Genomic DNA, 21692 nt, shown 5'->3' with positions numbered 1-21692 from the left:
CTAACAAATCAAAGGAGTTTTGTGATGTTCGGTTCCAGAACCCTGTTGCGCCCCGTCGCTTCGGTGATGGTTGTGATGATGATGTTGTGTTCGCTGGCTGCCTTGCCGGCTTCCGCGGCCATTGTCGGTACCGGTGATCTGTTGACCGAGCAGCGTGCCGACCTCGACCGCCAGGAGCTGCTCAACCTGCTGGCGCAAGACGAAGTGCAACAAACCCTGGCCGACCTGGGGGTCAGCGACGATCAGGTTCGCGACCGCATCCAGAGCCTGACTCCGGCAGAGCTGGCCTCGTTCAAGACCCAGCTGGCCGAGGCCCCGGCGGGCGAAGGGGTGGTGGGCATCATCGTGCTGTTCCTGCTGGTGTTTATCGTGACCGACATGCTCTGTGCCACCGACATTTTCAGCTTCGTCAACTGCATCCGCTAACGAGCCATGGTGCACCGACGTCTGGCCCTGACGGCCACCCTGGCGGTGCTGGCACTGCTGCTGTCCGGCTGTGCCAGCCAACCGCCCTGGCCGGAGGCATTCCCGCCCTCTGGCCAGGAGCCGGTGCTGCTGGCCGATGTGCCGTTTCATCCCCAGGAACGATACCAGTGCGGGCCCGCGGCGCTGGCGATGATGCTCAATGCCCAGGGCATCGCGGTGCATCCGGACGACCTGGTCAAGCGGGTGTATCTCCCTGAACGCCAGGGCTCGCTCCAAATCGAGATGGTCGCCGCCGGCCGGCAGCTCGGCCTGCTGGCCTACCCGCTGGCGCCCGAACTGTCCGCCCTGCTGACGGAACTGGACGCCGGGCACCCGGTGCTGGTGCTGCAGAACCTGAGGTTCGGCTGGTGGCCCCAGTGGCACTTTGCCGTGGTGATCGGCTTTGACGCCCAGCGCCAGGAACTGATCCTGCATTCCGGCACCCGGGCCTACTACCGGCAGCCGCTGGCGGCGTTCCAGAACAGCTGGGCCCGGGCCGAGCACTGGGCCCGTACCCTGTTGCCGCCGGCACAGCTGCCGGCCACCGCCGAGCCTCTGCCGTTTCTGGGCGCCGCCCACGACCTGGAAGTGACCGGACAGCTGCAGGCGGCGGCACAGGCCTACCAGGCTGCCGTCGTACGTTGGCCAGACCAGCCCGCCGCCCGGCTGGGGCTGGGCAATGTGGCCTGGCAACAGCAACGCTGGCAGCAGGCCAGTGAGCACTACCTAGCCCTGACCCGCCGCTTCCCCGAGCTGGCGGCCGGCTGGAACAACCTGGCCGAGGCGCTGGCCAAAGTGGACTGTCCCATATCGGCCCGCACCGCCGCCCGCTGTGCCCACCACCTGCAACCCGGACGCTTCCCGGCCGCCAGTGCCACCCCCACCGGCACGCAACCCACCCAATGCCCTCAGCTGCAATGCCCCCTGCCCGACTAATCCCCTGCCGATTCTGACCATCCTGTTCAAAACGAATATGTAAAGATTTCTTGCGCAACATAGGTCTAAACAACCGGCGCCGGAGCCGCCGGCGCCAGGAGCCCACTGGCTATACTGTTCAGGAGCCTCTGAATAACTCCGAATCGTCTCTGCGAGCTCTGAAAGCTGTAGCTGCAAGGCGCGGTTCGCCGCCAATGGTCGTAGCCCTTGGCAAGAGCCGCAACGCCGCAGATGCAGCTTTCAGAGCTCGCCCTTCGGGGCATTCAGAGCCATCCACACTCCGCGTTACGACTTTTTGCAAGGTCCAGACATTCCTTCAAAGTCGCGCCTTGATTGTGAATGGCTCTGAACGCCAGAGATGATCCGGAGTTATTCAGAGGCTCCTTAACACCCTTTCCGCACGTTAGGGAGACCGACCATGAACAAGGTAGACTGGCGTATCCAGGGCTTTGAATTCGTTAACTGTAACTGCGATTTCGGCTGTCCCTGCCAATTCAATTCCCTGCCCACTCACGGCAACTGCCAGGCGCTCGGTGCCATCAAGATCGAGCAAGGCTATTTTGGCGATACCCGGCTCGACGGGCTGGCCTTCGCCATGACCCTGAAGTGGCCCGGGGCGATTCATCAGGGCGATGGCCAGGCCCAGGCCTTCATCGACGAGCGTGCCGACGACCAGCAACGGGAAGCCCTGCTGGCAATCCTCTCCGGCGAGACCTCCGAGCCCGGGGCGACGTTCTTCAACGTGTTTGCCAGCACCCTGACCAAGATGCACGATCCGGTGTTCTGTCCCATCGAGATCGAGGGCAATGTGGAAAACCGCCAAGCCACGGTCAAGGTCGCCGACCTGATCGAGGCCAGCGGCAAGCCCATTGTCAACCCGGTCACCGGCGAGGAGCACCGGGCACGGATCGATCTGCCCCACGGCTTCGAATACGCGGTGGCGGAAGTGGCCGACGGCAGCACCCGGGCGCACAAGGACATTCCCCTGGAGCTGACCGGCACCCACTGCCACATGACGCATCTGGACATCGGACCGCAGGGCGTTCATCACTAAGGTCCGCCGGATGAAGACACCGCACGGCCAGCCTCAGCACCTGCTGTCACCGGATACCGCAACCACGCTGTTTGCCCTGGCGGCGATTACCGCGCTGTGCTGGTGGTATCTGGTGGACCTGGCCATCGATATGCGCCATCTGCCCATGAGTGAGCTGATGGCGTTCCAGACCTGGACACCGGCCTACTTCTTCATGATGTTCCTGATGTGGGCCATCATGATGGTGGGCATGATGGTGCCCAGCGCAACCCCCATGATCCTGCTCTATCGCCGTGTCGCCCGGTACAACCGGGTGCCCCATGTCGCCCTCGGCACCGGGTTGTTTGTCGCCGGCTACCTGACCGCCTGGTTCGGTTTCAGCCTGGTGGCCACAACCGCACAATGGTGGCTGGAAGAACTGGCGGTGCTGACGCCAATGATGAAGAGCCAGAACGTCGTGTTCAGCGGCTTGGTGCTGATACTGGTCGGACTGTACCAGTGGTCGCCCCTGAAAGAGGCCTGCCTTCGCCGCTGCCGTGGTCCGTTGGCGTTTATCACCCAGCGCTGGCGCCCCGGGGTTGGCGGCGCCTGGCGCATGGGGCTGGAGCACGGCGGCTACTGCGTGGGCTGCTGTCTGCTGCTGATGGCGCTGTTGTTTGTGGGCGGCATCATGGATCTGGCGTTGATTGCGCTGATCGCCGTTCTGGTGCTGCTGGAAAAGCTCCTGCCCGGCGGGCCGCTCCTGGCCAGGGCGCTGGGCAGCCTGGCCATGGCACTGGGCGTCGGGTTGCTGGTGTGGGGTTAGCCGCCCGTTAATCCGGCCACAGCCCGATCCACCTGGTGCGGCCAGTCCCGCGGAGTCATGGCCTGATAGCCGGCAGGCCCGGTAAAGGCACTGGAGATCACCAAATGCGGCGCTAATTGCCGCAGGACTGCAAGGCTTGCCAACAGCGCCTCCCGGTTGCTGATGCCCTTGATGAAACCGGCCCGCCACTCGTCGCCATCGGCCAGATAGAGGGTATCCCCGGTGAACAGATAACGCTTGCCGGTGACCGATTCCACATAGAAACAGGTACTGCCGGGGCTGTGTCCCGGAGTCGGGATCACCTCGATATTGCCCATGTGCATGTCCCGCTCGTCAAACAGGATGTCCGGGCGACAGACCCGGGCGAAGTCACTCAGCTCGGCGACGTGGCCACCCAGGTGGGCGTTGAAGCGGCGACGGATGAGGTTGATGGAATCCCCCAACTCGTCCCGGTGGCTGAGGTACTGGCGCTCGACACCACCGAGCTGGGCCATGCGGTCCAGCTCGTAGGCGTGCCCGGTATTGTAGAACAACACATTGCCTTCCTTGCGGGTCAGCAAATAGGCGTGCGTGGTGAGGCCAGGCGCGGGGTTTTCCAGCTCCGTTTGCCAGAGATCGGGTTGGATCTGCTGCATTGCCCTGTCCTGTTCAGCAACACACGAGGGTGTATGGGATGTCTACAGATTAGTCCATTGGCCGCAAACCGTACGCAACCTCGCTTTTGCAGGCCCGCTAGCACCCGAACAGCGAAGGCGGAACGGATGCAGCGACGGCCGCGGCTAATCCGCCGGCGCCGAGAGCAGGCCCTGCAGGTAGTCTTTGTCGGGACTGATCAGGAAGAAGCACTTGCCATCGGTCAACACGTCCCGGTGTCGGCCCACCGGCTGCAGTGGCTCGTCACCACGCACTCCCAGAGGCTGGTCATCCAGGCAGCCCGGGCTTGAGAACCGCCCCAGCCGGATTGGCCCCGATGCCGGATTGAGATAGACCGGCCCCGACACGTAGCGTGCCAGCGGCTGCGTGGCCACCAGCCAGTACGCGGAATCCGGGTCTGGCTGGGCCCGGATCACCGTGCAGTGTTTGGGAATACTCAGACAAGCCAGCTCTTCCCGCGCAATCTGGCGCAGCAGCCCATCGGGCACCTTGGTGCCCTCCGGGACGACGACAAACATGTCGGCAACCGCAGCAAGATCGCCAACGTTAACCGCGGCAATCCGCAGCCCGCGCTGGGTCTGCTTGAGGATGGCATCGATACGATCGGCCATCAGGGTGTTACGGCCCGCCAGCTCGGTGTCCCGCAGCCGCCGCAGTTCGCGCACGCCGTAGGCACCGAGCTCGAAGCGCAGATAGGCGTAGTCGAACTCCTCGGCGCTGACCGCGCCGGCCTCCAGCCGTTTGCCCTGGCTGGCGGCGGCCCAGGCCCGCATGTCCGCCAGCGGCGTGTTGACCAGCACCAGCACCGCCGCCACCATCCACGCCATGCCCTTGTTAGCACCCTGGATGGCGACTGCGGCCCGTTGCCGTTTCCAGATCACCAGCACGGCGTAACTTACGGTAAACCCGGCAATCAGCAACTGGAGGGTGGCCGCCCACAGCCGATCCACCGTCACCCCGTACTGGCCGATGCGCAGCCCCAGAGCCCAGGCGGCCAGCAGGGACAACAGCGGTAACAATGCCATCGCCAGCAGTACCCCAGCCCACAACCAGGCCGGGTAAGGCGGGGGGTCCGGGCGATCCGCCACGGCGGCATTGAAGAAAAACAGCACCACCAGGGCCAGCCACATCATCAGCAACGCCGCCTGCCCGGTCTGCCAAATCTTCTCCAGCCCGGTGAACGGCAAGGCCGCCAGAAACAGCACCATGATCAGCGCGGCCAACGGCAGCAAGGCCCGGATCAGTGCCTCGCACATGGCCTGCACGGTGGCGATCAGGCGGATGCGTTCGCGCACCAGCACCAGGCCCCAGCCGCCGACCAGGGCGGTGACCGGATAGACAAACAGCGGCTCTTCAAACAGCTGGTCAAAAAACTCGATGCCGATCACCTTGAACAGCCCGGACCACAAGAACAGCAGCCCCCAGAACACCATCAGGAACAGCCACAGCTGGGCCAGGGTCAGGGCGTTCTGCCAGGACAGCGCCAGCAGCTGGCGGTACTCGAACCGAGCCTGACCATTGATGCTCCAGACCCGGAAATACAGCGCCAGGATAAACAACACGACACCGATACTGACGGCGAGGGCAAAGCTGAAAAAGGGGTCCCTGGGCAGCGGCAGCCCCCCCGCCCAGCTCAGCCAGCCCAGATGCCAGCCCACCCCGCCCAGCAACACCAGCAGCGGCACCAGCACCCGGACATTGCGACGGTCGTCCCAGCGCTCCAGGCCCAGGTAGTAGAACAGCGGCACGCCAATGGCGAGACTGTAGAACAGGAACATCCAGCGGGCATCGGTGGCGGGCCAGACATCGTGATCCACCGCCAGGTGCAGGAAATAGAGGGCAAAGCCCTGGCACAACGCCAGCAGGATCAATCCATAGCGGAGCCCGGGAGCCAGTCGGAAATCATTAGCCGGGTTCATCGTGCCTCCATTCAATGAGAGCGGGCGATTCAATGCGGCGGGCCAGCCGTGCCAATCGCCCGGGCCAGACCTTGAGAATAGCGGAAGCCCGGTCGGTCGCCACCCTCTTGTACCGATGAGTCCTGGCCGTGTCACGGCCCAGGACTGGCTATGGGGCGTCGACGGTTGCCGACGGATGCCGCTCCAGCGGCGCCACGTAGCTGAAACGCTTGCGGTACTGCTCCATGGTGCAGCCCACCGTGCGCTTGAACAACCGGCGAAAAGAGCTGGCGTCCTCGTAGCCCACCTGCCAGATGATCTGGCTGGTCTGCTCTCGACTCGACTCCAGCAGCTGCTTGGCAGCCTCGATCCGCAATTGTTGCAGGTAGGCCAGTGGTGTTTCGCCGGTGGCGTCCTTGAAGCGGCGTTTGAAGGTGCGGTCGCCCAGACCGGCAATGGCCGCCACCTCATCAATCGTCACCGGCCCGGCGAACTGCCGTTCGAGCCAGTCCTGGGCCTTGTGGATGGCATCGTCCGGATGGGAGCGGTGGCCATAGCGGCTCATGTAGGGGGTCTGCTCGCCACGGCGGTGGTCCAGCACCAGCAGCTTGCTGCAGGCCAGCGCGAGCGCCGCCGAGGACAACCGCTCAACCAGGTACAGACACAGGTCGACAAAAGCGGTGGCGCCGCCGGCACAGATGATCTGGCCGTTGTCCACCAGCAGCTGGTCAGCCGCCAGCCGCAGCTCGGGATAGCGCTGGCGAAAGGCCTGGGCGGCGCGCCAGTGGGTGGTGGCCACCTGGCCCCGCAACAGCCCGGCGTCGGCCAACACGAAGCTACCGGTGCAGACGCTGGCAATCAGCGCCCCCCGCTCGAAGGCTGCCCGTAACCAGCCGTGGGCGGAACGAAGCTGCGCCAGATACCGATCCAATCGACGCGGCGATACGATGGCCTCCACTCCCGAGCCGACCACGATCACGTCCGGCGCAAAGCCGTCGTGGGCCATCGTCGGCACCACCAGCGCACCACTGTAGCCGGTCACCGGTCGGTTATCAGCGGTGACGATCTGGCAATCGAACAGGGCTTCGTGCCGGCCGCCCGGCACCTGGGCGCAATAATTGGCGGTGGCAAAGAAATCCATCACGCCGTGAATGCCGGAGGCGTGGCATTGGGGCAAGGCGAGTACGGCGACCTGGATCATGGCTATGTCCTTTTTCGCATCTACTGTGTCAAATATGACACTCCCCGGAGCTTCCGACAACCCCTAATCTGGAGCTGTCATCCACCAAGGCCCGATCCGGCCACCCTCTGGGAGGCGTTCTCTATGAACCTGCCGATTAGCACTGACACCACCACTCTCGCCGTGCCTCAGCCAGCCCCCAAGGCACGGGATTTTCAGCACCGGGCCCTCAAGCTCGGTCTGCAGCTGTATGCCCGGATGTCCCGGGACGGGGCCGCCCGGCTGGTGGAACGACTGGCGTTCACGCCACAGCGCTTGCCCATGCCGTCACGCTATGAGTACCTGCTGGATGAAGCCGACAGCCATACCCAATTCCACCACGGTAGCCACACCCTGCCGGTGTACAGCTGGGGCGAAGGCCCCACCGTGCTGGCGGTTCACGGCTGGTCTGGCGCCGGCATCCAGTTCGGCGCCTACGTTAAACCGCTGGTCAAGGCCGGCTACCGGGTGGTGCTGTTCGACGCCCCGGCTCACGGCCGGGCTCAGGGGCAGCGTACCGACCTGTACGAAATGACCGAGGTGGTGAGCCGGGTGGGCCAGCAGTTCGGCCCCATTCACGCCCTGCTGGCCCATTCCCTGGGCTGCATTGCCGCGGGCCGCGCCCTGGTGGACGGCTTGCCGGCCAGACACCTGGTGATGCTGGCACCGCCAGCCAGTTTGTCGGAGGTGGTCAATGGACTCGGCGCCCAGTTGGGGCTGACCGACACTGCCCTGGCCGAGCACCGCCGCCGCATGGAGCAACGATTCGGGGCGACGGTGTGGGAACGGCTGGCGTTGGAGGATCTGGCGCCCCGATTGAGACAGCGAGGCCTGGTGGTGATTGACGGCGCCGACACCCTGGTGCCGGAGTCCGACAGCGCCCGGGTCTACCACAACTGGCCGGATGCCGGCCTGCTGCGCACCCAGGGCCTGGGCCACTACCGCATGCTGTCCCATCCGACGGTGGTGGAACCGGTCATCGAGTACCTCACCGGGGCCATCTGACGAGTCACACTCTACCCATCCCACCTTGCCGCGACTCTCCGGTCGCGGCCTTTTTGGTGTCGATTGGCTCACCCACTTTGCCGAGGCGCGCTAACGCCCCGCCAGTGTCTTGATACGCCTGATCGACTCACGCTCGGTTCCCGGCGCGGTCTCCAGTAGCCGGCGGGACCACAGCGCGGCGGATTCGCTATCGCCGGCGGCATCGGCCGCACGGGCCGCGCCGTCCAGGGTGTTGTAGCGTTGCGGCCAGGTGCGATCGGACTGCTGATACGCGGCCAGCGCCTCTGCCGGGCGATCCAGGGCAAGCAGGACATCGCCCAGGGCTTCATAGGGCGGCAGCAAGGCGCCCGGGGTGACCGGGTGCTTCTCAACGGTGGCTTCGAGTTTTCCGGCGGAACGCATCAGTTCAATGGCACGCTCCGGGTCCGCTTCGGCGTTCGCGATCCAGCCGGCCAGGATCCGGCGATCCACCTCAATGTAGGTTGAAAAACGCTGATCGGCCGCAGACTTGGCGTTTTCCGCCAGGATGGCTAACCGCTGTTCCGCCTGCCGGGCCGCCTCCAGGTCACCCGTATGCACGCCGCCCAGGCCACGGGCAAACCAACTCAGGGCCTCTGGCCAGGCGAACTTGTCCCAGTCTATGTAGTCCACGGCCCGTGGTGTAATGGCGGCGGCCGCCTCCCAGTTGCGCATTTCAACGGCAAGCCGAGCTGGAATGGAGGCCAGGTGAAAGGCCCCCGGGAAATTGCCCTGGTGCGGACCGTTGGCCTGCGCAGCGTCCCAGACGCCCTGCGCAGCGGTGTCTTCACCACGCTGGAGATGACCGTAGACCAGATAGTCCGTGGCATGAATGTAATGGAACGAGGTCGCCCCCTCGTCCTTGTGTTCAACGGCCACCTTTGCCGATTGCTGGTTCCAGTCAATCGTGCGGGGCCAATCCCCCAGGCGCACATAGATGTGTGACGGCATGTGCAAGGCATGGGGCACACTGGGGGCAATCTCGGTATAGGAATCCACGATTTCCGTCGCGTTTGCCGCGCGACCATCGGCATCGGTGGCGTGGATGCTGTAATGGATTGCCCCCGGATGGGTCGGCTCGCGCTCCCAGGCGCCACGCAGCACCGCTTCTGCCTCGTCGTGCAGCGCCTTGCGGTCTTCGGCGGACAGCGCCAATGTCAGGCGCGAAAGCGCATAAAGCGTGGCAACGTTCAGGTCATCCGGGAAGGCCTGATAGGCTTTGGCCATGCCCTCGATCCAGCCGGCCAGACGCTCCCGGAGCTGGTCGGTGTCGGGCTCGAAGAAGGCGGCGCTGGCGTCGATCAGAAGACGCTCCCGCTCGTTATCGGCAGTCTTACGCGCATTCTGCACCGACTGGCGGCCCTGGCTGATATCCGCCGCGCTGGGCGTGGTGCCCCATAACGGCTGGAACAGGGTCGTCGCAATGCCCCAGTGGGCCATGGCACAGTCAGGATCGGCCTGGGTAATGGCATCGAATTCGGCTCGGGCCTGGGTGTACATCATGTGATGCATCAAACCCAGCGCGTGGTCGACATCCGCACGCACATCGTCCTGGCAGTTTGCCTGGAAATTGATGGTACCAATGGCATCGCCGCCGGCGGACATTTCCGCGTTGCTGTGCGCCTGATCCGCCGAGGCAGAAAGCGGGAGTGTCAGAATGGCGACAAGCAGTGATAATCGAAACTTTGTGTTCATGACAGGACTCCAGTGAACCGTTATACGGACGGAGCCGGCATGTCATACACCGGTCAGGAACTGAATACACACTGCCAGTAACTGGCCTTGCATGCGCAGCTTATAACCATGAAATTAGCCTATCCCGCCCGGTTTGCCAGGGCTGGATGGGACGAGGATCAAGGGTTGGGAAACTGGGGGGCATGGGGCTGCGCGCTGACAATGCGCTCCAGCAGGCTCCGCCACCGCTGTTGCGTTGGCGAGTCGGTACAGGGCAATTCACCCAGTACCACCAGCGAATTCAACGCCTGCTCAGGCACGACCTCCTGCGCGAGCCAGTATTCGGCCACCCGGATACGGTAGCCCGCAAACCGGCACCCTTGCGCGTCCTCGGTGGCGATGTCATCGAACATCGGTACCGTAATCTCACGGGCCTGCTCCCAGCGGGGCGGGGCGAGGGTGGCGGTGCCAGCCACCGCGTCCTGATAGGCCTGGTGACGCACCACCCAGTACTCGTTTCTCATGTGGCTGGCCGGCATGGCGATGTAAAAGTCGGTGCTGACACGGGACTCAATGGCAAACTCGCCCGTCGCTCCGGTGCTGGCGGTAATGTCGGCATTGTCCATATTGACCACCTGCGCCCCAACCACCGGCGTGTCGCCTTCGGCGGCGAATACCCGCCCGGTTACCGGCTGCACGTGCCACATGTCCGTAATCATCGGCACGCAACCCGAAAGCCAGGCCGCCGCCAGCACCAGTCCCATTCGCCATCCCTGCCCTGCTCGCGCCATTACGCTATACCCCTTATGGTTAGTCTGGAACGTCCAGCCGCTTAGCGGGCGGTGGTCACGTACTTGAGCACCTCAACCACCTGCTCTGGCGACTGCGCCCAGGCCATGGCCGCCGCATCCACTTCCTTCAGCGGATGGACGATATCCTCGTGGTGAAGCGTGATGTAAGGGGTACCCATCGCGGCACAGAAACCGGCATCAAAAGCGGCGTTCCACTGCTTGTACTTGTCACCAAACCGGATCACCGCCAGATCGCACTGCTCCAGCAGGGTCTTGGTGCGGATACCATTGACCTTGGACGACTGGTGATCGCGCCAGAACGGCGCATCCGGCTTGCCCAGGATATCGCCAGCCGCATCACTGGCATCGTGATCGGTTACCGGCGCGGTAAATTCCACCGGCAGGCCCGCCGCCTCGGCCCCGGCCTGAATCTGCTCACGCCAGTCGGTATGAATTTCGCCAGACAGATACACGGTCCAGATCATGGGGTTCTCCTCAGTTGTCATCAAAATGGTTGCTTTCAAATCGATTGTTTTCAAAAACATGGCTATTAAAACGCGCTGACCCGCCGCCACGGAAACAGCAAAGCGCCATCATACGCGAGCGGGTGGCCGAGTTCATGGATGGGGAGCCAGCGCAGGGTGCGGGCAACAACGGGAAAGCGGAATCAAAACGGGAACGAAGACTTGCGGAAACCAGCTGCTCAAGCTGCCTTTCGCAAGTCCTCGGATCTGACCGCCTTGTCCCGCTTGCGGTTATAGCGGGTTTTGTCCTTCACCACCTGCATCTGATACAGCGGCGAACGCAGATCACGCTGGATTTGGCTGTGTTGAGTGGGTGTTCGTTTCTTCCGGGCCATGTTCAGACTCCCTTGTGGGTTGAGCCAGCATAATAGTGGGTTGAGCCAGCATCATAGTCCCGGCCCCACCTCCTTGCCAGCGGTTGGGTGAAAGTACTTACCTCGCGACATCTGCCCGCATCCAACGCTTCAAAGTGCCTGCACTGCTGATAAGCCACTGGACTATCTTCGTCTGGTTATCGAAGGACATATCGAATTGCTAGGGAGCCTCTGATTAACTCCGGATCACCTCTGGCATTCAGAGCCATTCACAATCAAGGCGCGACTTTGCAGTAATGTCTGGACCTTGCAAAAAGGCGCAACGCCGAGTGTGGATGGCTCTGAACGCCCCGCAGGGCGCGTTCTGAAGGCTGCACCTGCGGCGTTGCGGCTCTTGCCAAGGGCGACGGCCATTGGCTGCGAACCGCGTCTTGCATCTACAGCCTTCAGATCGCGCAGAGGCGATTCGGAGTTAATCAGAGGCTCCCTAGAAAGGACAAAGCGCGGGGAGGAGGCGATCATAACCCTGCTGGGCCCCGACAACTGGGTTACATGGCTCGGCTGATTTGACGACCGCCCCTCAAAATATGACTTCTACAGTTCGGCCAACTGCCCAGTCATAGCGATTCCCTGCCCACGGATGCGTCAGGATTCTGACAGGTATCCGATTCGGTATCGACTGATCATTGGGGCGATCGGTGACCGGTTCCGGTTGCAGATGGAGTGGACATCATCCTCCCCCCTGCTGGATCAAGAGCGCCGAGTCGCCAAACTGCTGTACATGGTCTCCCGGCAGAACAAAGACTTATCACCCAGTCCCACTGTCCATTACACTCAGGATAAACTCGCCGTTCTAGTCCGGTGAACCCGGCAAACCATGAGTCTCTCACTCAAGAAACTGGAGCAAATGGGACTTATCGTCCAGAAATACAAAAGGATAGAGATTGTTCAACCGGACTGACTGAAAATGTTTTCAGAGCAAGGAGATACCTCGCCAGACGCAGCGCGGGAGTTGTAAATCGACGTTGACTACACCAATGCGTACCAGCGTTAACAAAGACAGCCGGGACAGGCAGGCTGTCTATTTTTTATACAACTATCTTCCCCCCATTCTGAAATGCCATTAAAAACAGAGTCATAGATTCTGGCCCAATTTATGCCTTTACCTCGGTCGAAAGAGAAGCTTAATGCTTCTTTGCAAGCATGGAGAACGATCATGTTTGGTAAAACGGCAAGTATATTGAAAGCAGCTTTGATCTCAGCGTTAGTTGCTGTTGGAGCGGTAGGTGTTGGCAGTGCTCAGGCCCAGCTAATCAATATTTGGTGTACTGCCACCGAACCCTGCGGGAGTTCATCCGGGACTACTGCAGACGGCACGATATTTGAAGCAGAGGCGAACCCAACGACACCATCCACCGGCACTGGTGTATTTCAACCCTTTGTTCGGATCCAGGACAGCACCGGCACACAAAGCGGTTATAACACTGATACTGGCGAACCGGACATAAACTTCGATACCAAGGCAGGCATATGGACTCACTCGGTGTTATTTGGAGATCTCGGCACTGTCGACATTGGAGGCCTTTCCTATTACCAGTTTTCCCTTGATGCCAACGAAAACGGGAGTGCAGGAAGCGACGCCAATAAAATTGATCTGACCGCGATACAAATTTTTCTAGGAGACGCAACATTAATGACTCCTGAAAGCACGGGCGGATACACAGGCACCCAGTTTGACGGCAGCGCTGCCGATAACCAACTTTCCGGTTTCTCACCGGTCTGGAGTCTCGACAACGCAACCAACGGAGATGTGACTGTCAATCTGCAAGCCAGCATCTGCGATACGGCCGGTCAGTGTGGAAGTGGGAAAGGTGATCTAAACGTGTTCATCTTGGCGAGTCTTATTCAAGGCGCACCGGACGATTACTTTGTTTTCTACACCGAATATGACAACGTCGGCAGCGGATTTGAAGAGTGGAGGTACCTTGCCAAGAGCGTACAAGTTTCTGAACCCGGCACACTTGCCTTGCTTGGCCTGGGGCTTGCCGGCTTGATTGCTGCAAGGAAGAGAGCACAACTCTGCTAACCACGTAATGTCGAAAAAAATTACACTCTTTCGACAGGCCCCTTTCTTGGGGCCTTTTTTTGTAATTGTGTCCGGTCCTGAATAAGGTTTACACCTTCTGAACGATTTTCGTCTGGATTTCGCCTGACAGATACACGGTCCAGATCATGGGAATCTCCTCAGTTGTCATCAAGACGGCTGTCGTATCATCCCGGCCCCACCTCCTGGCCAGCGGTTGGGTGAAAGTACTTACCCGGTCAGAAGCAAGATCCGGTTGTATGAGTTGGACGACATCAATGGTGGCGTACTCCCCTTTCTCCAGCGGATAGGTCGAGATGATGCAGCAGACACCCGGGGCGGCGATGTCGATGGTGTGGCGCCAGTTTCTGAAATCGGCCTGGGTGTGTCGTCCTGGTCACTGCGGCAAGTAGCGGTGCCATTGCCGCCGGAACGACCATCAAAATCCGTCAACGCCGAGACTGTCACCACATGATCCAGTCCGGTCGGGGTGATTTGATCAAACGGCTGTACTGGGTCATCCCGCTCCAGGTACTTGATGCGACCATCACGCCGAAGCCCGGACAGCGTCTGTGGAGGAAGCGCAATGGAGAACCCCTGCAGCGCATGCTGGTAGACAAACCCCACTTGGCCGTTATGCCTGCGGGCAAGCGCTTCGGCCACCGCAGCGGGCGCCCCGGCATTAGGATCGAGAACCACGATGTAACGATCACGCTCCGGCGGTTGCGCCATGGCGCCCACGGTAGCGCAAGCCACTAACAGCCCCACTACCAGCCCCAATACAATGTTGCGCGTCATACTGTCTCCCCACGTGGCTCCCTGTCCCGGCTTTCATGGCCGCAGACGTCGGAGTGAATTCCGGTCAGACGGGTACCCACAAAGCATTGCAAGATCGGTGTCATCCTGGAACTTTTTCTGGCTATTTAAGGGGTTACTGAATCCAGTGAACTGCAGGCCGTTCGAGACTGTATAATTATTCGACGCTATTTTGGCCCGCTGTTCCAAAAAAGTAGCAGATGTTGGAACGCGGTTTGGTGATGGATCAGAGCGTTGCGCGATGCCGGCGCCGCCAGCAAGACCGGCCAAATCCTCAGGTGTCAGCGCTGCACCCAATTGAGCAATACCTGGGTAATCTCGGCGTTGCGGTCGTCCTCGAACCCCACCTTTTTGGCCCAGTCATGCCCGATGACGGTACACATCAGGGTGTAGGCGATGCGTTCGGGATGTTCGATTCCGGAACTGGCCAGGTAACTGGCGATCTGCTGCAGGAAATGGCTGTACAAGCCGATCAGCTTGGCCTGGGTTGCCTCGCTGTGACCGCCCTGGGCAATAAGGGCGAAGAACACACCGTTGCGTTCGCTGACCCGATGAAACTCCGCCGAACAGAGAAAGCTCAGCAAGCGCTCCAATGAGGGGGGCTCCGAGTTATCCAGGAACTGGTGCAGGGCGGTGGTGTATCGCTCCACCACCCGCTCGAGCATGGCATCCAGCATCGCGTCTCCGCCGGAAAAGTAGTGGTGAAGCATGGGCTGGTTGACCCCCGCTTCGCGGGCAATCTTCCGTTGCGACGCGCCGGCGTAGCCATCTCGCAATACCACGCGCTCGAACGCATCGAGAATCTGTCGCCGTCGCTCGTCGGATTTACTCTGTCGCGCCATGCGATTTTTGCCCCCACCTAAAGCCTGGACGCCGATTATAGACAGGTTCGTTAACTCCCGATATGATCCAAAATATATCGATCGATAAATATAAAATTAACATGGAACGTGTAAAAGGAAACCTCAATGAAGCGACTGCTGACCTATCTCATCCCCGGACTGCTTGCCCTGTCGGTTGTTGCAGCGGCCCTAAACGCCCCCACCCTACAGCGCCTTTACCACACGGTTACCCTATTCGACGACGATGTCATTGTGAGCAACTTCTCCAATATGGACGAGATCTTCGAGACCGTTGCCATGCCGGCTTCAGGCCCCGCCAGCACGTTCGGCGAGAACCCCCAGCCGTTACCGGCTCGGTTTAGCCACGGCGGTGAAATCCGCGACACCAAACACTTCCTTGAGACCACCAACACCACCGCACTGTTGGTCGTGAAGGACGGCAAGGTGACCTTTGAGGAGTACTTTCTGGGCACTCAGCCGGAAGACCGCAGAATTTCCTGGTCGGTGGCCAAGTCCTTCCTGTCTGCCCTGTTCGGGATTGCGGTCGCCGAGGGGGATATTGCCAGCCTGGACACGCCCGTCAGCGACTACGTACCCAGCCTGAACAACACCGGCTACGATGGCGTGGCCATCAAGGATGTGCTGCAGATGTCCAGCGGGGTTCGGTTTGATGAGGACTACGCGCGTTTTAACTCCGACATCAACCGGTTCGGTCGGTTGATGGCGCTGGGCGGTTCCCTGGACGAATTTGCCACCACCCTGGAGCGGGAACGGGAGCCGGGCACCTATCTGCATTACGTCAGCATCGATACCCATGTGCTCGGTATGGTGTTGCGAGCGGCGACCGGTCGGGAGCTGGCCGAGTATTTCAACGACAAGCTCTGGTCCCGGCTGGGTTCGGAAGACAGCACCCTGTATCTGGTCGACTCCTTTAATGAGCCGATGGTGCTGGGTGGCCTGAACATGCGTACCCGGGATTTTGCACGCTTTGGTAGCCTTTACCTGAATCAGGGCTACTGGAACGGGCAACAGATAGTTCCCGCCCAATGGGTAACGGATTCCGTCACCCCGGATGCCCCTCACCTGGTGCCCGGCGAACGGGATAGCGCTGACCTGACCCTGGGCTATGGCTACCAGTGGTGGATTCCAGAGAACGCCGATCAGGAGTTTATGGCCATCGGCATCTATGACCAGTTCATCTACGTGAACCAGAAACTCGGCATGGTGATCGTCAAGAATTCGGCCAACACCCGCTTTACCGAGGACAATTTCGAATCCATGCGGACCACCGTGTCAATGTTCCGGGCGATCGCCGCATCACTGACCAGCGGGGGGTATCCGGAGCAACCCGCGGTAGGCGTGCGCTAGGAGTCAACAACGGCAGGGGCGAGTTGCCGCTCAAAACACAACACGGGGTCCGCCAGGATCGTGGGATGAGCGCTCTGGCACCGATGTTTGGGTGACCGGTTATACGATCCTCGAGAGAAATCCGGTCATTTTGGGAGACTTAGCCACTCCAATTACGAGCTTCTGGCTGGCGTATAAACGTGGCGTTCTTCTCGCCGCGCTTGATTTCAAACAGCTCGCTGACCCGGATAAGATCACTCAGTTTCTTGTAGCCGTAGTTCACTGGCGAAAACGAGCTGTTATTGGAAATGTACTGCCCCACTCGTCCCAGGTGTGCCCAGCCATCGTCCTCGGAGACCTGCTCCACAGCCGTGCGCAGGGTTTTCACCAGGCGGGAATCGCCCCGCAGCTCGTTGCGGGTGTATTTGTGGCTGACGTCCTGATCCGCTTTGCGCGCGGTAGCAGCCGGTTCCGCCGCCGCTTCTTCCTCCTCCACCTGCAGGTTCTCGGTGTAGATAAACTGCGAGCAAGCATCCACAAACGGTGAGGGTGTCTTCTTCTCGCCAAAGCCGAACACCGGCAATCCCGCCTCCAGGATTCGCATAACAAGCGGAGTGAAGTCACTGTCGCTGGTCATCAGCGCAAACGCAGTGACGTTGCCACTGTACAACAAGTCCATGGCATCGATGATCATGGAGGCATCGGTGGCGTTCTTACCCGAGGTGTAAGCGAACTGCTGGACCGGCCGGATGGCATTGCCGTGCAACTTCTCAATCCAGCCTTTGAGCTGGGTGCCGTTCCAGTTGCCGTGAGCGTGGCGTACATTCACTGCGCCGTACTTGGCCAGTTCCTGCAGCACGCCTTCGATGCCTTGGTGGCTGACGTTGTCGCAGTCAATGAGTAGGGCGATTTTATAGTTAGTGTTCATCCGTGAAAGTCTCAATTGGGGGTATTTTGCGCGGTTCTTGCTCGATTCGTTTCAGGCAATCTTAGCTCAACCTCGCCTGCATCTCCCGCAAAACGATGTGCCTGATTACAAGCAGTACTTTTGCGTCCATGCCCCATTGGCGATCACACGTTTTAGCCCAACGCCTTGCCGCGGCCTATTTATTCAGGGCAAACGCCGGGCCGGGGAAAAACAGGGCGCCAAGCCCCAATCCAGCCCATTTCACTCCGATCATGCCAGCCCCCGACTCTTGGCCCGATACTGCCCTGATTCAATCGAATGCTGCAACTCGTGTCCAGCCCAGACGGTGACGTTGGGGTACTGCGACCACATTTGGAACACATTTCATCACCTTTGTGTCCCGCTTTGGTCCAGCGCTAGGTCTAGAATGTCATCCCAGTCCCATTCCACTTTGACCGGAACATTCACTGTTCAAGGAGAAGAACGAGATGATACCCCGACTGGCTCACGTACTGACCCCGGTGCTTGCCCTGGTAATCTTGAACAGCCCCGCGGCGGCGCAGACCCTCACGGCCCGCGCAGAGGCATTCAGTGAGTCGATGGCGGCACTGGAGTCGGCCAATGGTGGCCAACTTGGCGTGGCCGTACTGGATTCGTCGACAGGCGAGCGCTTTGGCTATCGCCTCGACGAGCGTTTCGCCATGACCAGTACCTTCAAGTGGGTGTTAGTGGCTGCGGTGCTATCCAGAGTAGACGCTGGTGAAGAGTCGCTGGATCGCGCCATTCGTTACGACCAGAGCGACATTTTGGCCTACGCACCCATTGCCCGCCAGCACCTGGCGGCAGGCGAGATGACCGTGGCGGAGATGTGCGACGCGACCATTCGGTACAGCGATAACACCGCCGCAAACCTGCTTCTGGAGACTCTCGGGGGGCCAGAGGGACTGACGGAATTCATGCGTTCGGTGGGTGATGACGTCTCCCGGCTGGATCGTTACGAACCGGCGCTGAACACCAACCGCCCCGGCGACGAGCGCGATACCACCACGCCCTCCGCCATGGTTCAGACCATGCAGGCCGTGCTATTGGGTGACACCTTGTCCGAGCCGTTGAAAAGACTGTTGCACACTTGGCTGATTGGCAATACCACCGGCGACACCAAGCTACGAGCCGGACTCGATCCGGACTGGATCGTCGGCGACAAGACCGGCGCCGGCGAGCGGGGTGCGAGCAATGACGTGGCGATTGTCTGGCCGGAACACGGCGGACCGATCCTGATTGCAGCCTACTACACCGAATCGACTCTCCCCGCTGCGGCACGCGATGCGATTCACGCCGAGATAGGACGACGGGTGGCCCAAACCCTTCGAGGCGGAAATGATCAATGGATCAATGGGGTCAGGGGATCAATGGGGTCAGGGATCAATGGGGGATCAATGGGATCAATGGGATCAATGGGGTCAGAGTAATTTGATCCCAAAACATTATCTCCATATCATCCCCCGTGGATTCAATCTCGGAAAAGGACTTCCAGATGGCTCGCCTACCACGCCCTTATCTGCCTGAGTGCGCTCAGCACATCATCCAGCGCGGCAACAACCGCGCTGCTTGCTTCTACGAGGAAACCGACCACAGCGTCTATTTGGCCTTCCTTAAAGAGGCTGCTGTGAAATACCAGGTCGCCATTCATGCCTTTGTGCTGATGACCAATCATGTCCATCTCCTCGCCACCCCTCAGAATGAAACCGGTACTCCCCGGATGATGCAAGCGCTGGGCAGGCGTTATGTTCGCTACTTCAATCATATCCATTGTCGGACCGGCACACTGTGGGAAGGCCGCTACAAATCGACCGTGGTGGATACCGAAACCTACTTGCTGACGCTCTATCGCTACATCGAACTTAATCCCGTTCGGGCAGGAATGGTGGAGCATGCCTCCGAGTACCCCTGGTCAAGTTACCAACACAACGCCGTTGGAAAGGAGGTGCAGCTGATTACTCCCCATGCACAATACCAGGCTCTGGGAAACACGCCCTCAGAACGCCAGGCAAACTATCGATCGTTATTCAGGGGAAGAATGTTGGATCGCGACCTCACTGAGATCCGGGAAGCGACAAACAAGGCGTGGGTGCTGGGTAGTGATTCTTTTAAACGACATTTTGAGGTTGTCAGCGGAAGGCGTGCCATCGCTGGGAAGCGGGGCGGTGATCGGCGATCCGCGGCATATAAATCGGCCATGGACCAAGGACTCTGACCCCATTGGTCGCGCTGACCCCATTGGTCGCGACGCGACCATTCGGTACAGCGATAACACCGCCGCAAACCTGCTTCTGGAGACTCTCGGGGGGCCAGAGGGACTGACGGAATTCATGCGTTCGGTGGGTGATGACGTCTCCCGGCTGGATCGTTACGAACCGGCGCTGAACACCAACCGCCCCGGCGACGAGCGCGATACCACCACGCCCTCCGCCATGGTTCAGACCATGCAGGCCGTGCTATTGGCTGACACCTTGTCCGAGCCGTTGAAAAGACTGTTGCACACTTGGCTGATTGGCAATACCACCGGCGACACCAAGCTACGAGCCGGACTCGATCCGGACTGGATCGTCGGCGACAAGACCGGCGCCGGCGAGCGGGGTGCAAGCAATGACGTGGCGATTGTCTGGCCGGACGAGGGCGGACCGATCCTGATTGCAGCCTACTACACCGATTCGACTCTCCCCGCTGCGGCACGCGATGCGATTCACGCCGAGATAGGACGACGGGTGGCCCAAACCCTTCGAGGCGGAAATGATTGAGGGAGCTTTCAGAACATTTGAGCGAACATTTGGGGTCAGATCCATGAACATTTCAGAACATTTGGGGTCAGATCCACATTAACGACTGATTGGGTCCACCATGAATTCAGATGGCCATCCACTTCCCCGGGCGCCTGGAGCATCACATCAGCCTATGAGGCTGGCTGGTTGACACAGAGTTTTGAACACCCTCGACGATGCTGGAAATGTGGATCTGACCCCAAATATTGGCGGGTGGTTTCCACCAGCTGGTTGCGGGCGTCGTAGCTGTAGCGGGTCACCTGGCCGTCTTCGGTCTCGGTCAGGGTGTTGCCGTTGGCGTCGTAGCGGTAGCTCACCCCGCCCTGCTGGGTCAGGCGGTCGTTGGCATCGTAGCTGTACGCCGTGTGCACGCCATCGACGATGCTGTAGCTGCGGTTACCCACCTTGTCGTACTGGTACTCGGCGCTGTAGCCGCCGTTATCCGGATCGGTGACGGTCTCGCCAACCAGTCGGTACAGCTCGTCGTAGGAATAACCGGTGCCGCGACCGTTGTGGAGCTCCTGCACGCCGCTGCGGCGGCCGGTGGGCTCCAGCTCGTAGCGGTAATCCGCCACCACGGTGTTGGAGGCATCGGTGGTGGTCAGGGCCACCAGCCGGTTGAGGGCGTCGTAGCCGTAGCTGGTGACGTTGCCGTTGGGGTAGCTCACGCTGGCGCGGTTGCCCACCTGGTCGTAGCCGTAGGCAGTCTCGCCCAGGCCATCGTCCACCCACGCCAGGCGGTTGAGCTGGTCGAAGCCGTAGCGGGTGCTGCGGGTCTGGTCGTCGGTAGAGACGTCCAGCTGCACCCGGTTGCCAGCGCTATCGTAGCCGTAGGACAGCACTGATCCGTCGGGCTGGACCTCTTCCACCAGCCGGTTCATGGCGTCGTAGCGGTAGCGGGTGGTGCCCTCCGGCGTGGTGGCGGTGAGGCGATTGCCCACCGCGTCGTAGCTGAAGGTTTCCACTGGACCAAGGACTCTGACCCCATTGGTCTCATTGGTCTCATTGGTCTTACTGACCTATTTTGGCCAGCAGGTACCCACTTCAAAGAAACTGTTCCAGGATAATTTCTCGGCCCCCTTCTCTAGTTTTAAAGAATGGGTATTCATCACAGTCATATCCAGATGGGCCTGGAAGCTTACATCCGCCTCGCCCCCCACGTGTAGCATACCAACGTCGATTTCCAGATTGGTTTGACTTATAAGTCAACATCAATATTTTGGTCCAATATTTGGAGTCAGATCCACGTTTCAAGCGGTAAGTCCGCTTCCATCGCTACTTTCCTTCCTCGTAGCCATTATTCAAGGCCCATTCATACCCTATTTGCAAGTCTTCAGGCACACAATCCTGCGTTCCAAATATTTCGTTTAACGTCATCTCCAGCAATTCGCCGTTATGCACTTCTTCGTAGAATTTTAGGGAAGCTCTGAATAACCGCTGATTTTTGCCGATCTTGGTTTTAGCCGGCAAAAATCGAAGATTCAGACGCTATTCTCCCGTTATTTGTGTGTTTTTTTGCCCCTCTCCCGCCATCTTGACGGA

General features: G+C 60.3%; 21 protein-coding genes. 10 read left to right on the top strand and 11 right to left on the bottom strand.

The genetic code is table 11. The features are described 5' to 3' along the window. The first annotated feature begins 24 nt into the window (after positions 1-24). The 4 genes from N6L25_RS09465 to N6L25_RS09450 all read left to right on the top strand — a co-directional run bounded on the left by N6L25_RS09465 (position 25) and on the right by N6L25_RS09450 (position 3239). Positions 25-426 carry a PA2779 family protein gene (locus tag N6L25_RS09465; RefSeq protein WP_271979598.1) on the top strand — a complete coding sequence of 134 codons (402 nt, stop codon included), beginning with the start codon at positions 25-27 and terminating at the stop codon, positions 424-426. A gap of 6 nt (positions 427-432) precedes the next feature. Next, on the top strand, positions 433-1401 hold the full coding sequence (locus N6L25_RS09460) for a PA2778 family cysteine peptidase (protein WP_271979597.1): 969 nt from the start codon (positions 433-435) through the stop codon (positions 1399-1401). A 418-nt stretch (positions 1402-1819) separates the two neighbouring features. Next, positions 1820-2455 carry a DUF1326 domain-containing protein gene (locus N6L25_RS09455; protein ID WP_271979596.1) on the top strand — a complete coding sequence of 212 codons (636 nt, stop codon included), beginning with the start codon at positions 1820-1822 and terminating at the stop codon, positions 2453-2455. A 10-nt stretch (positions 2456-2465) separates the two neighbouring features. Then, positions 2466-3239 carry a DUF2182 domain-containing protein gene (locus tag N6L25_RS09450; RefSeq protein WP_271979595.1) on the top strand — a complete coding sequence of 258 codons (774 nt, stop codon included), beginning with the start codon at positions 2466-2468 and terminating at the stop codon, positions 3237-3239. On the opposite strand, the gene N6L25_RS09445 is transcribed toward N6L25_RS09450, so the two are convergent. From N6L25_RS09445 to N6L25_RS09435, 3 genes are all read right to left on the bottom strand, one after another. Further along, on the bottom strand, positions 3236-3874 hold the full coding sequence (locus N6L25_RS09445; RefSeq protein WP_271979594.1) for an MBL fold metallo-hydrolase: 639 nt from the start codon (positions 3872-3874) through the stop codon (positions 3236-3238). The genes N6L25_RS09450 and N6L25_RS09445 overlap by 4 nt on opposite strands. Positions 3875-4018: 144 nt before the next feature. Beyond that, entirely contained in the window at positions 4019-5812 is a 1794-nt protein-coding gene (locus N6L25_RS09440) for a DUF4153 domain-containing protein (protein ID WP_271979593.1), read from the bottom strand. Positions 5813-5960: 148 nt separating this feature from the next. Next, complete coding sequence (locus N6L25_RS09435; protein WP_271979592.1) at positions 5961-6992, bottom strand: GlxA family transcriptional regulator; 1032 nt, start codon at positions 6990-6992, stop codon at positions 5961-5963. A 123-nt stretch (positions 6993-7115) separates the two neighbouring features. Between N6L25_RS09435 and N6L25_RS09430 the strand changes: the two genes are divergently transcribed. Continuing rightward, entirely contained in the window at positions 7116-8015 is a 900-nt protein-coding gene (locus N6L25_RS09430; RefSeq protein ID WP_271979591.1) for an alpha/beta hydrolase, read from the top strand. A 90-nt stretch (positions 8016-8105) separates the two neighbouring features. Here N6L25_RS09430 and N6L25_RS09425 read toward each other — a convergent pair whose 3' ends face one another. The 4 genes from N6L25_RS09425 to N6L25_RS09410 all read right to left on the bottom strand — a co-directional run bounded on the left by N6L25_RS09425 (position 8106) and on the right by N6L25_RS09410 (position 11357). Further along, a complete protein-coding gene (locus tag N6L25_RS09425; protein WP_271979589.1) occupies positions 8106-9728 on the bottom strand; it encodes a hypothetical protein in 1623 nt (540 codons plus the stop codon). A 158-nt stretch (positions 9729-9886) separates the two neighbouring features. Next, positions 9887-10498, bottom strand: a complete 612-nt coding sequence (locus N6L25_RS09420; protein ID WP_271979588.1) for a hypothetical protein — start codon at positions 10496-10498, stop codon at positions 9887-9889. 41 nt (positions 10499-10539) lie between these two features. After that, positions 10540-10983: a YtoQ family protein gene (locus tag N6L25_RS09415; RefSeq protein WP_271979587.1), complete on the bottom strand. Its 444-nt coding sequence runs from the start codon at positions 10981-10983 to the stop codon at positions 10540-10542. Between the two features lie 218 nt (positions 10984-11201). Next, a complete protein-coding gene (locus N6L25_RS09410) occupies positions 11202-11357 on the bottom strand; it encodes a hypothetical protein (RefSeq protein ID WP_271979586.1) in 156 nt (51 codons plus the stop codon). A gap of 1195 nt (positions 11358-12552) precedes the next feature. Between N6L25_RS09410 and N6L25_RS09405 the strand changes: the two genes are divergently transcribed. Further along, positions 12553-13422: a PEP-CTERM sorting domain-containing protein gene (locus tag N6L25_RS09405; protein ID WP_271979585.1), complete on the top strand. Its 870-nt coding sequence runs from the start codon at positions 12553-12555 to the stop codon at positions 13420-13422. A 228-nt stretch (positions 13423-13650) separates the two neighbouring features. On the opposite strand, the gene N6L25_RS09400 is transcribed toward N6L25_RS09405, so the two are convergent. After that, positions 13651-14217 carry a protease inhibitor I9 family protein gene (locus tag N6L25_RS09400; protein WP_271979584.1) on the bottom strand — a complete coding sequence of 189 codons (567 nt, stop codon included), beginning with the start codon at positions 14215-14217 and terminating at the stop codon, positions 13651-13653. Between the two features lie 299 nt (positions 14218-14516). Next, positions 14517-15077 carry a TetR/AcrR family transcriptional regulator gene (locus N6L25_RS09395; RefSeq protein WP_271979583.1) on the bottom strand — a complete coding sequence of 187 codons (561 nt, stop codon included), beginning with the start codon at positions 15075-15077 and terminating at the stop codon, positions 14517-14519. 126 nt (positions 15078-15203) lie between these two features. Between N6L25_RS09395 and N6L25_RS09390 the strand changes: the two genes are divergently transcribed. After that, a complete protein-coding gene (locus N6L25_RS09390) occupies positions 15204-16445 on the top strand; it encodes a serine hydrolase domain-containing protein (RefSeq protein WP_271979582.1) in 1242 nt (413 codons plus the stop codon). Positions 16446-16584: 139 nt separating this feature from the next. Here the strand turns inward: N6L25_RS09390 and N6L25_RS09385 are convergent, their stop codons facing one another. Further along, positions 16585-17352, bottom strand: a complete 768-nt coding sequence (locus N6L25_RS09385; protein WP_271979580.1) for an NYN domain-containing protein — start codon at positions 17350-17352, stop codon at positions 16585-16587. 467 nt (positions 17353-17819) lie between these two features. Between N6L25_RS09385 and bla (N6L25_RS09380) the strand changes: the two genes are divergently transcribed. The 3 genes from bla (N6L25_RS09380) to bla (N6L25_RS09370) all read left to right on the top strand — a co-directional run bounded on the left by bla (N6L25_RS09380) (position 17820) and on the right by bla (N6L25_RS09370) (position 20129). Beyond that, positions 17820-18800 (top strand): class A beta-lactamase, encoded by a 981-nt coding sequence (gene bla, locus N6L25_RS09380; RefSeq protein ID WP_271979579.1) that lies wholly within the window; start codon positions 17820-17822, stop codon positions 18798-18800. Positions 18801-18865: 65 nt separating this feature from the next. Further along, positions 18866-19585: a transposase gene (locus N6L25_RS09375; protein WP_271979578.1), complete on the top strand. Its 720-nt coding sequence runs from the start codon at positions 18866-18868 to the stop codon at positions 19583-19585. Continuing rightward, positions 19470-20129: a class A beta-lactamase gene (gene bla / locus N6L25_RS09370; RefSeq protein ID WP_271979577.1), complete on the top strand. Its 660-nt coding sequence runs from the start codon at positions 19470-19472 to the stop codon at positions 20127-20129. Before N6L25_RS09375 ends, bla (N6L25_RS09370) begins: the two co-directional genes overlap by 116 nt. A gap of 152 nt (positions 20130-20281) precedes the next feature. On the opposite strand, the gene N6L25_RS09365 is transcribed toward bla (N6L25_RS09370), so the two are convergent. Next, positions 20282-21115 carry a hypothetical protein gene (locus N6L25_RS09365; RefSeq protein ID WP_271979576.1) on the bottom strand — a complete coding sequence of 278 codons (834 nt, stop codon included), beginning with the start codon at positions 21113-21115 and terminating at the stop codon, positions 20282-20284. Positions 21116-21692: the final 577 nt, after the last annotated feature.

Origin of the sequence: Marinobacter sp. SS21 (assembly GCF_028369065.1) — a bacterium.
Classification (GTDB): Bacteria; Pseudomonadota; Gammaproteobacteria; order Pseudomonadales; family Oleiphilaceae; genus Marinobacter.
The sequence above is the reverse complement of the archived record's forward strand: the minus strand, read 5'-3'. Positions and strand labels throughout refer to the sequence as shown.

Bases quoted from the DNA above. Each gene is read 5' to 3' on its own strand.
- N6L25_RS09430 (WP_271979591.1), top strand. From the start codon at position 7,116: ATGAACCTGCCGATTAGCACTGACACCACCACTCTCGCCGTGCCTCAG.
- N6L25_RS09410 (WP_271979586.1), bottom strand. From the start codon at position 11,357: ATGGCCCGGAAGAAACGAACACCCACTCAACACAGCCAAATCCAGCGT.
- N6L25_RS09375 (WP_271979578.1), top strand. From the start codon at position 18,866: ATGGCTCGCCTACCACGCCCTTATCTGCCTGAGTGCGCTCAGCACATC.
- N6L25_RS09465 (WP_271979598.1), top strand. From the start codon at position 25: ATGTTCGGTTCCAGAACCCTGTTGCGCCCCGTCGCTTCGGTGATGGTT.
- N6L25_RS09400 (WP_271979584.1), bottom strand. From the start codon at position 14,217: ATGACGCGCAACATTGTATTGGGGCTGGTAGTGGGGCTGTTAGTGGCT.
- N6L25_RS09405 (WP_271979585.1), top strand. From the start codon at position 12,553: ATGTTTGGTAAAACGGCAAGTATATTGAAAGCAGCTTTGATCTCAGCG.
- N6L25_RS09435 (WP_271979592.1), bottom strand. From the start codon at position 6,992: ATGATCCAGGTCGCCGTACTCGCCTTGCCCCAATGCCACGCCTCCGGC.
- N6L25_RS09385 (WP_271979580.1), bottom strand. From the start codon at position 17,352: ATGAACACTAACTATAAAATCGCCCTACTCATTGACTGCGACAACGTC.
- N6L25_RS09445 (WP_271979594.1), bottom strand. From the start codon at position 3,874: ATGCAGCAGATCCAACCCGATCTCTGGCAAACGGAGCTGGAAAACCCC.
- N6L25_RS09450 (WP_271979595.1), top strand. From the start codon at position 2,466: ATGAAGACACCGCACGGCCAGCCTCAGCACCTGCTGTCACCGGATACC.
- N6L25_RS09440 (WP_271979593.1), bottom strand. From the start codon at position 5,812: ATGAACCCGGCTAATGATTTCCGACTGGCTCCCGGGCTCCGCTATGGA.
- bla (WP_271979579.1), top strand. From the start codon at position 17,820: ATGATACCCCGACTGGCTCACGTACTGACCCCGGTGCTTGCCCTGGTA.
- N6L25_RS09425 (WP_271979589.1), bottom strand. From the start codon at position 9,728: ATGAACACAAAGTTTCGATTATCACTGCTTGTCGCCATTCTGACACTC.
- N6L25_RS09460 (WP_271979597.1), top strand. From the start codon at position 433: ATGGTGCACCGACGTCTGGCCCTGACGGCCACCCTGGCGGTGCTGGCA.
- N6L25_RS09415 (WP_271979587.1), bottom strand. From the start codon at position 10,983: ATGATCTGGACCGTGTATCTGTCTGGCGAAATTCATACCGACTGGCGT.
- N6L25_RS09390 (WP_271979582.1), top strand. From the start codon at position 15,204: ATGAAGCGACTGCTGACCTATCTCATCCCCGGACTGCTTGCCCTGTCG.
- N6L25_RS09455 (WP_271979596.1), top strand. From the start codon at position 1,820: ATGAACAAGGTAGACTGGCGTATCCAGGGCTTTGAATTCGTTAACTGT.
- N6L25_RS09395 (WP_271979583.1), bottom strand. From the start codon at position 15,077: ATGGCGCGACAGAGTAAATCCGACGAGCGACGGCGACAGATTCTCGAT.
- N6L25_RS09420 (WP_271979588.1), bottom strand. From the start codon at position 10,498: ATGGCGCGAGCAGGGCAGGGATGGCGAATGGGACTGGTGCTGGCGGCG.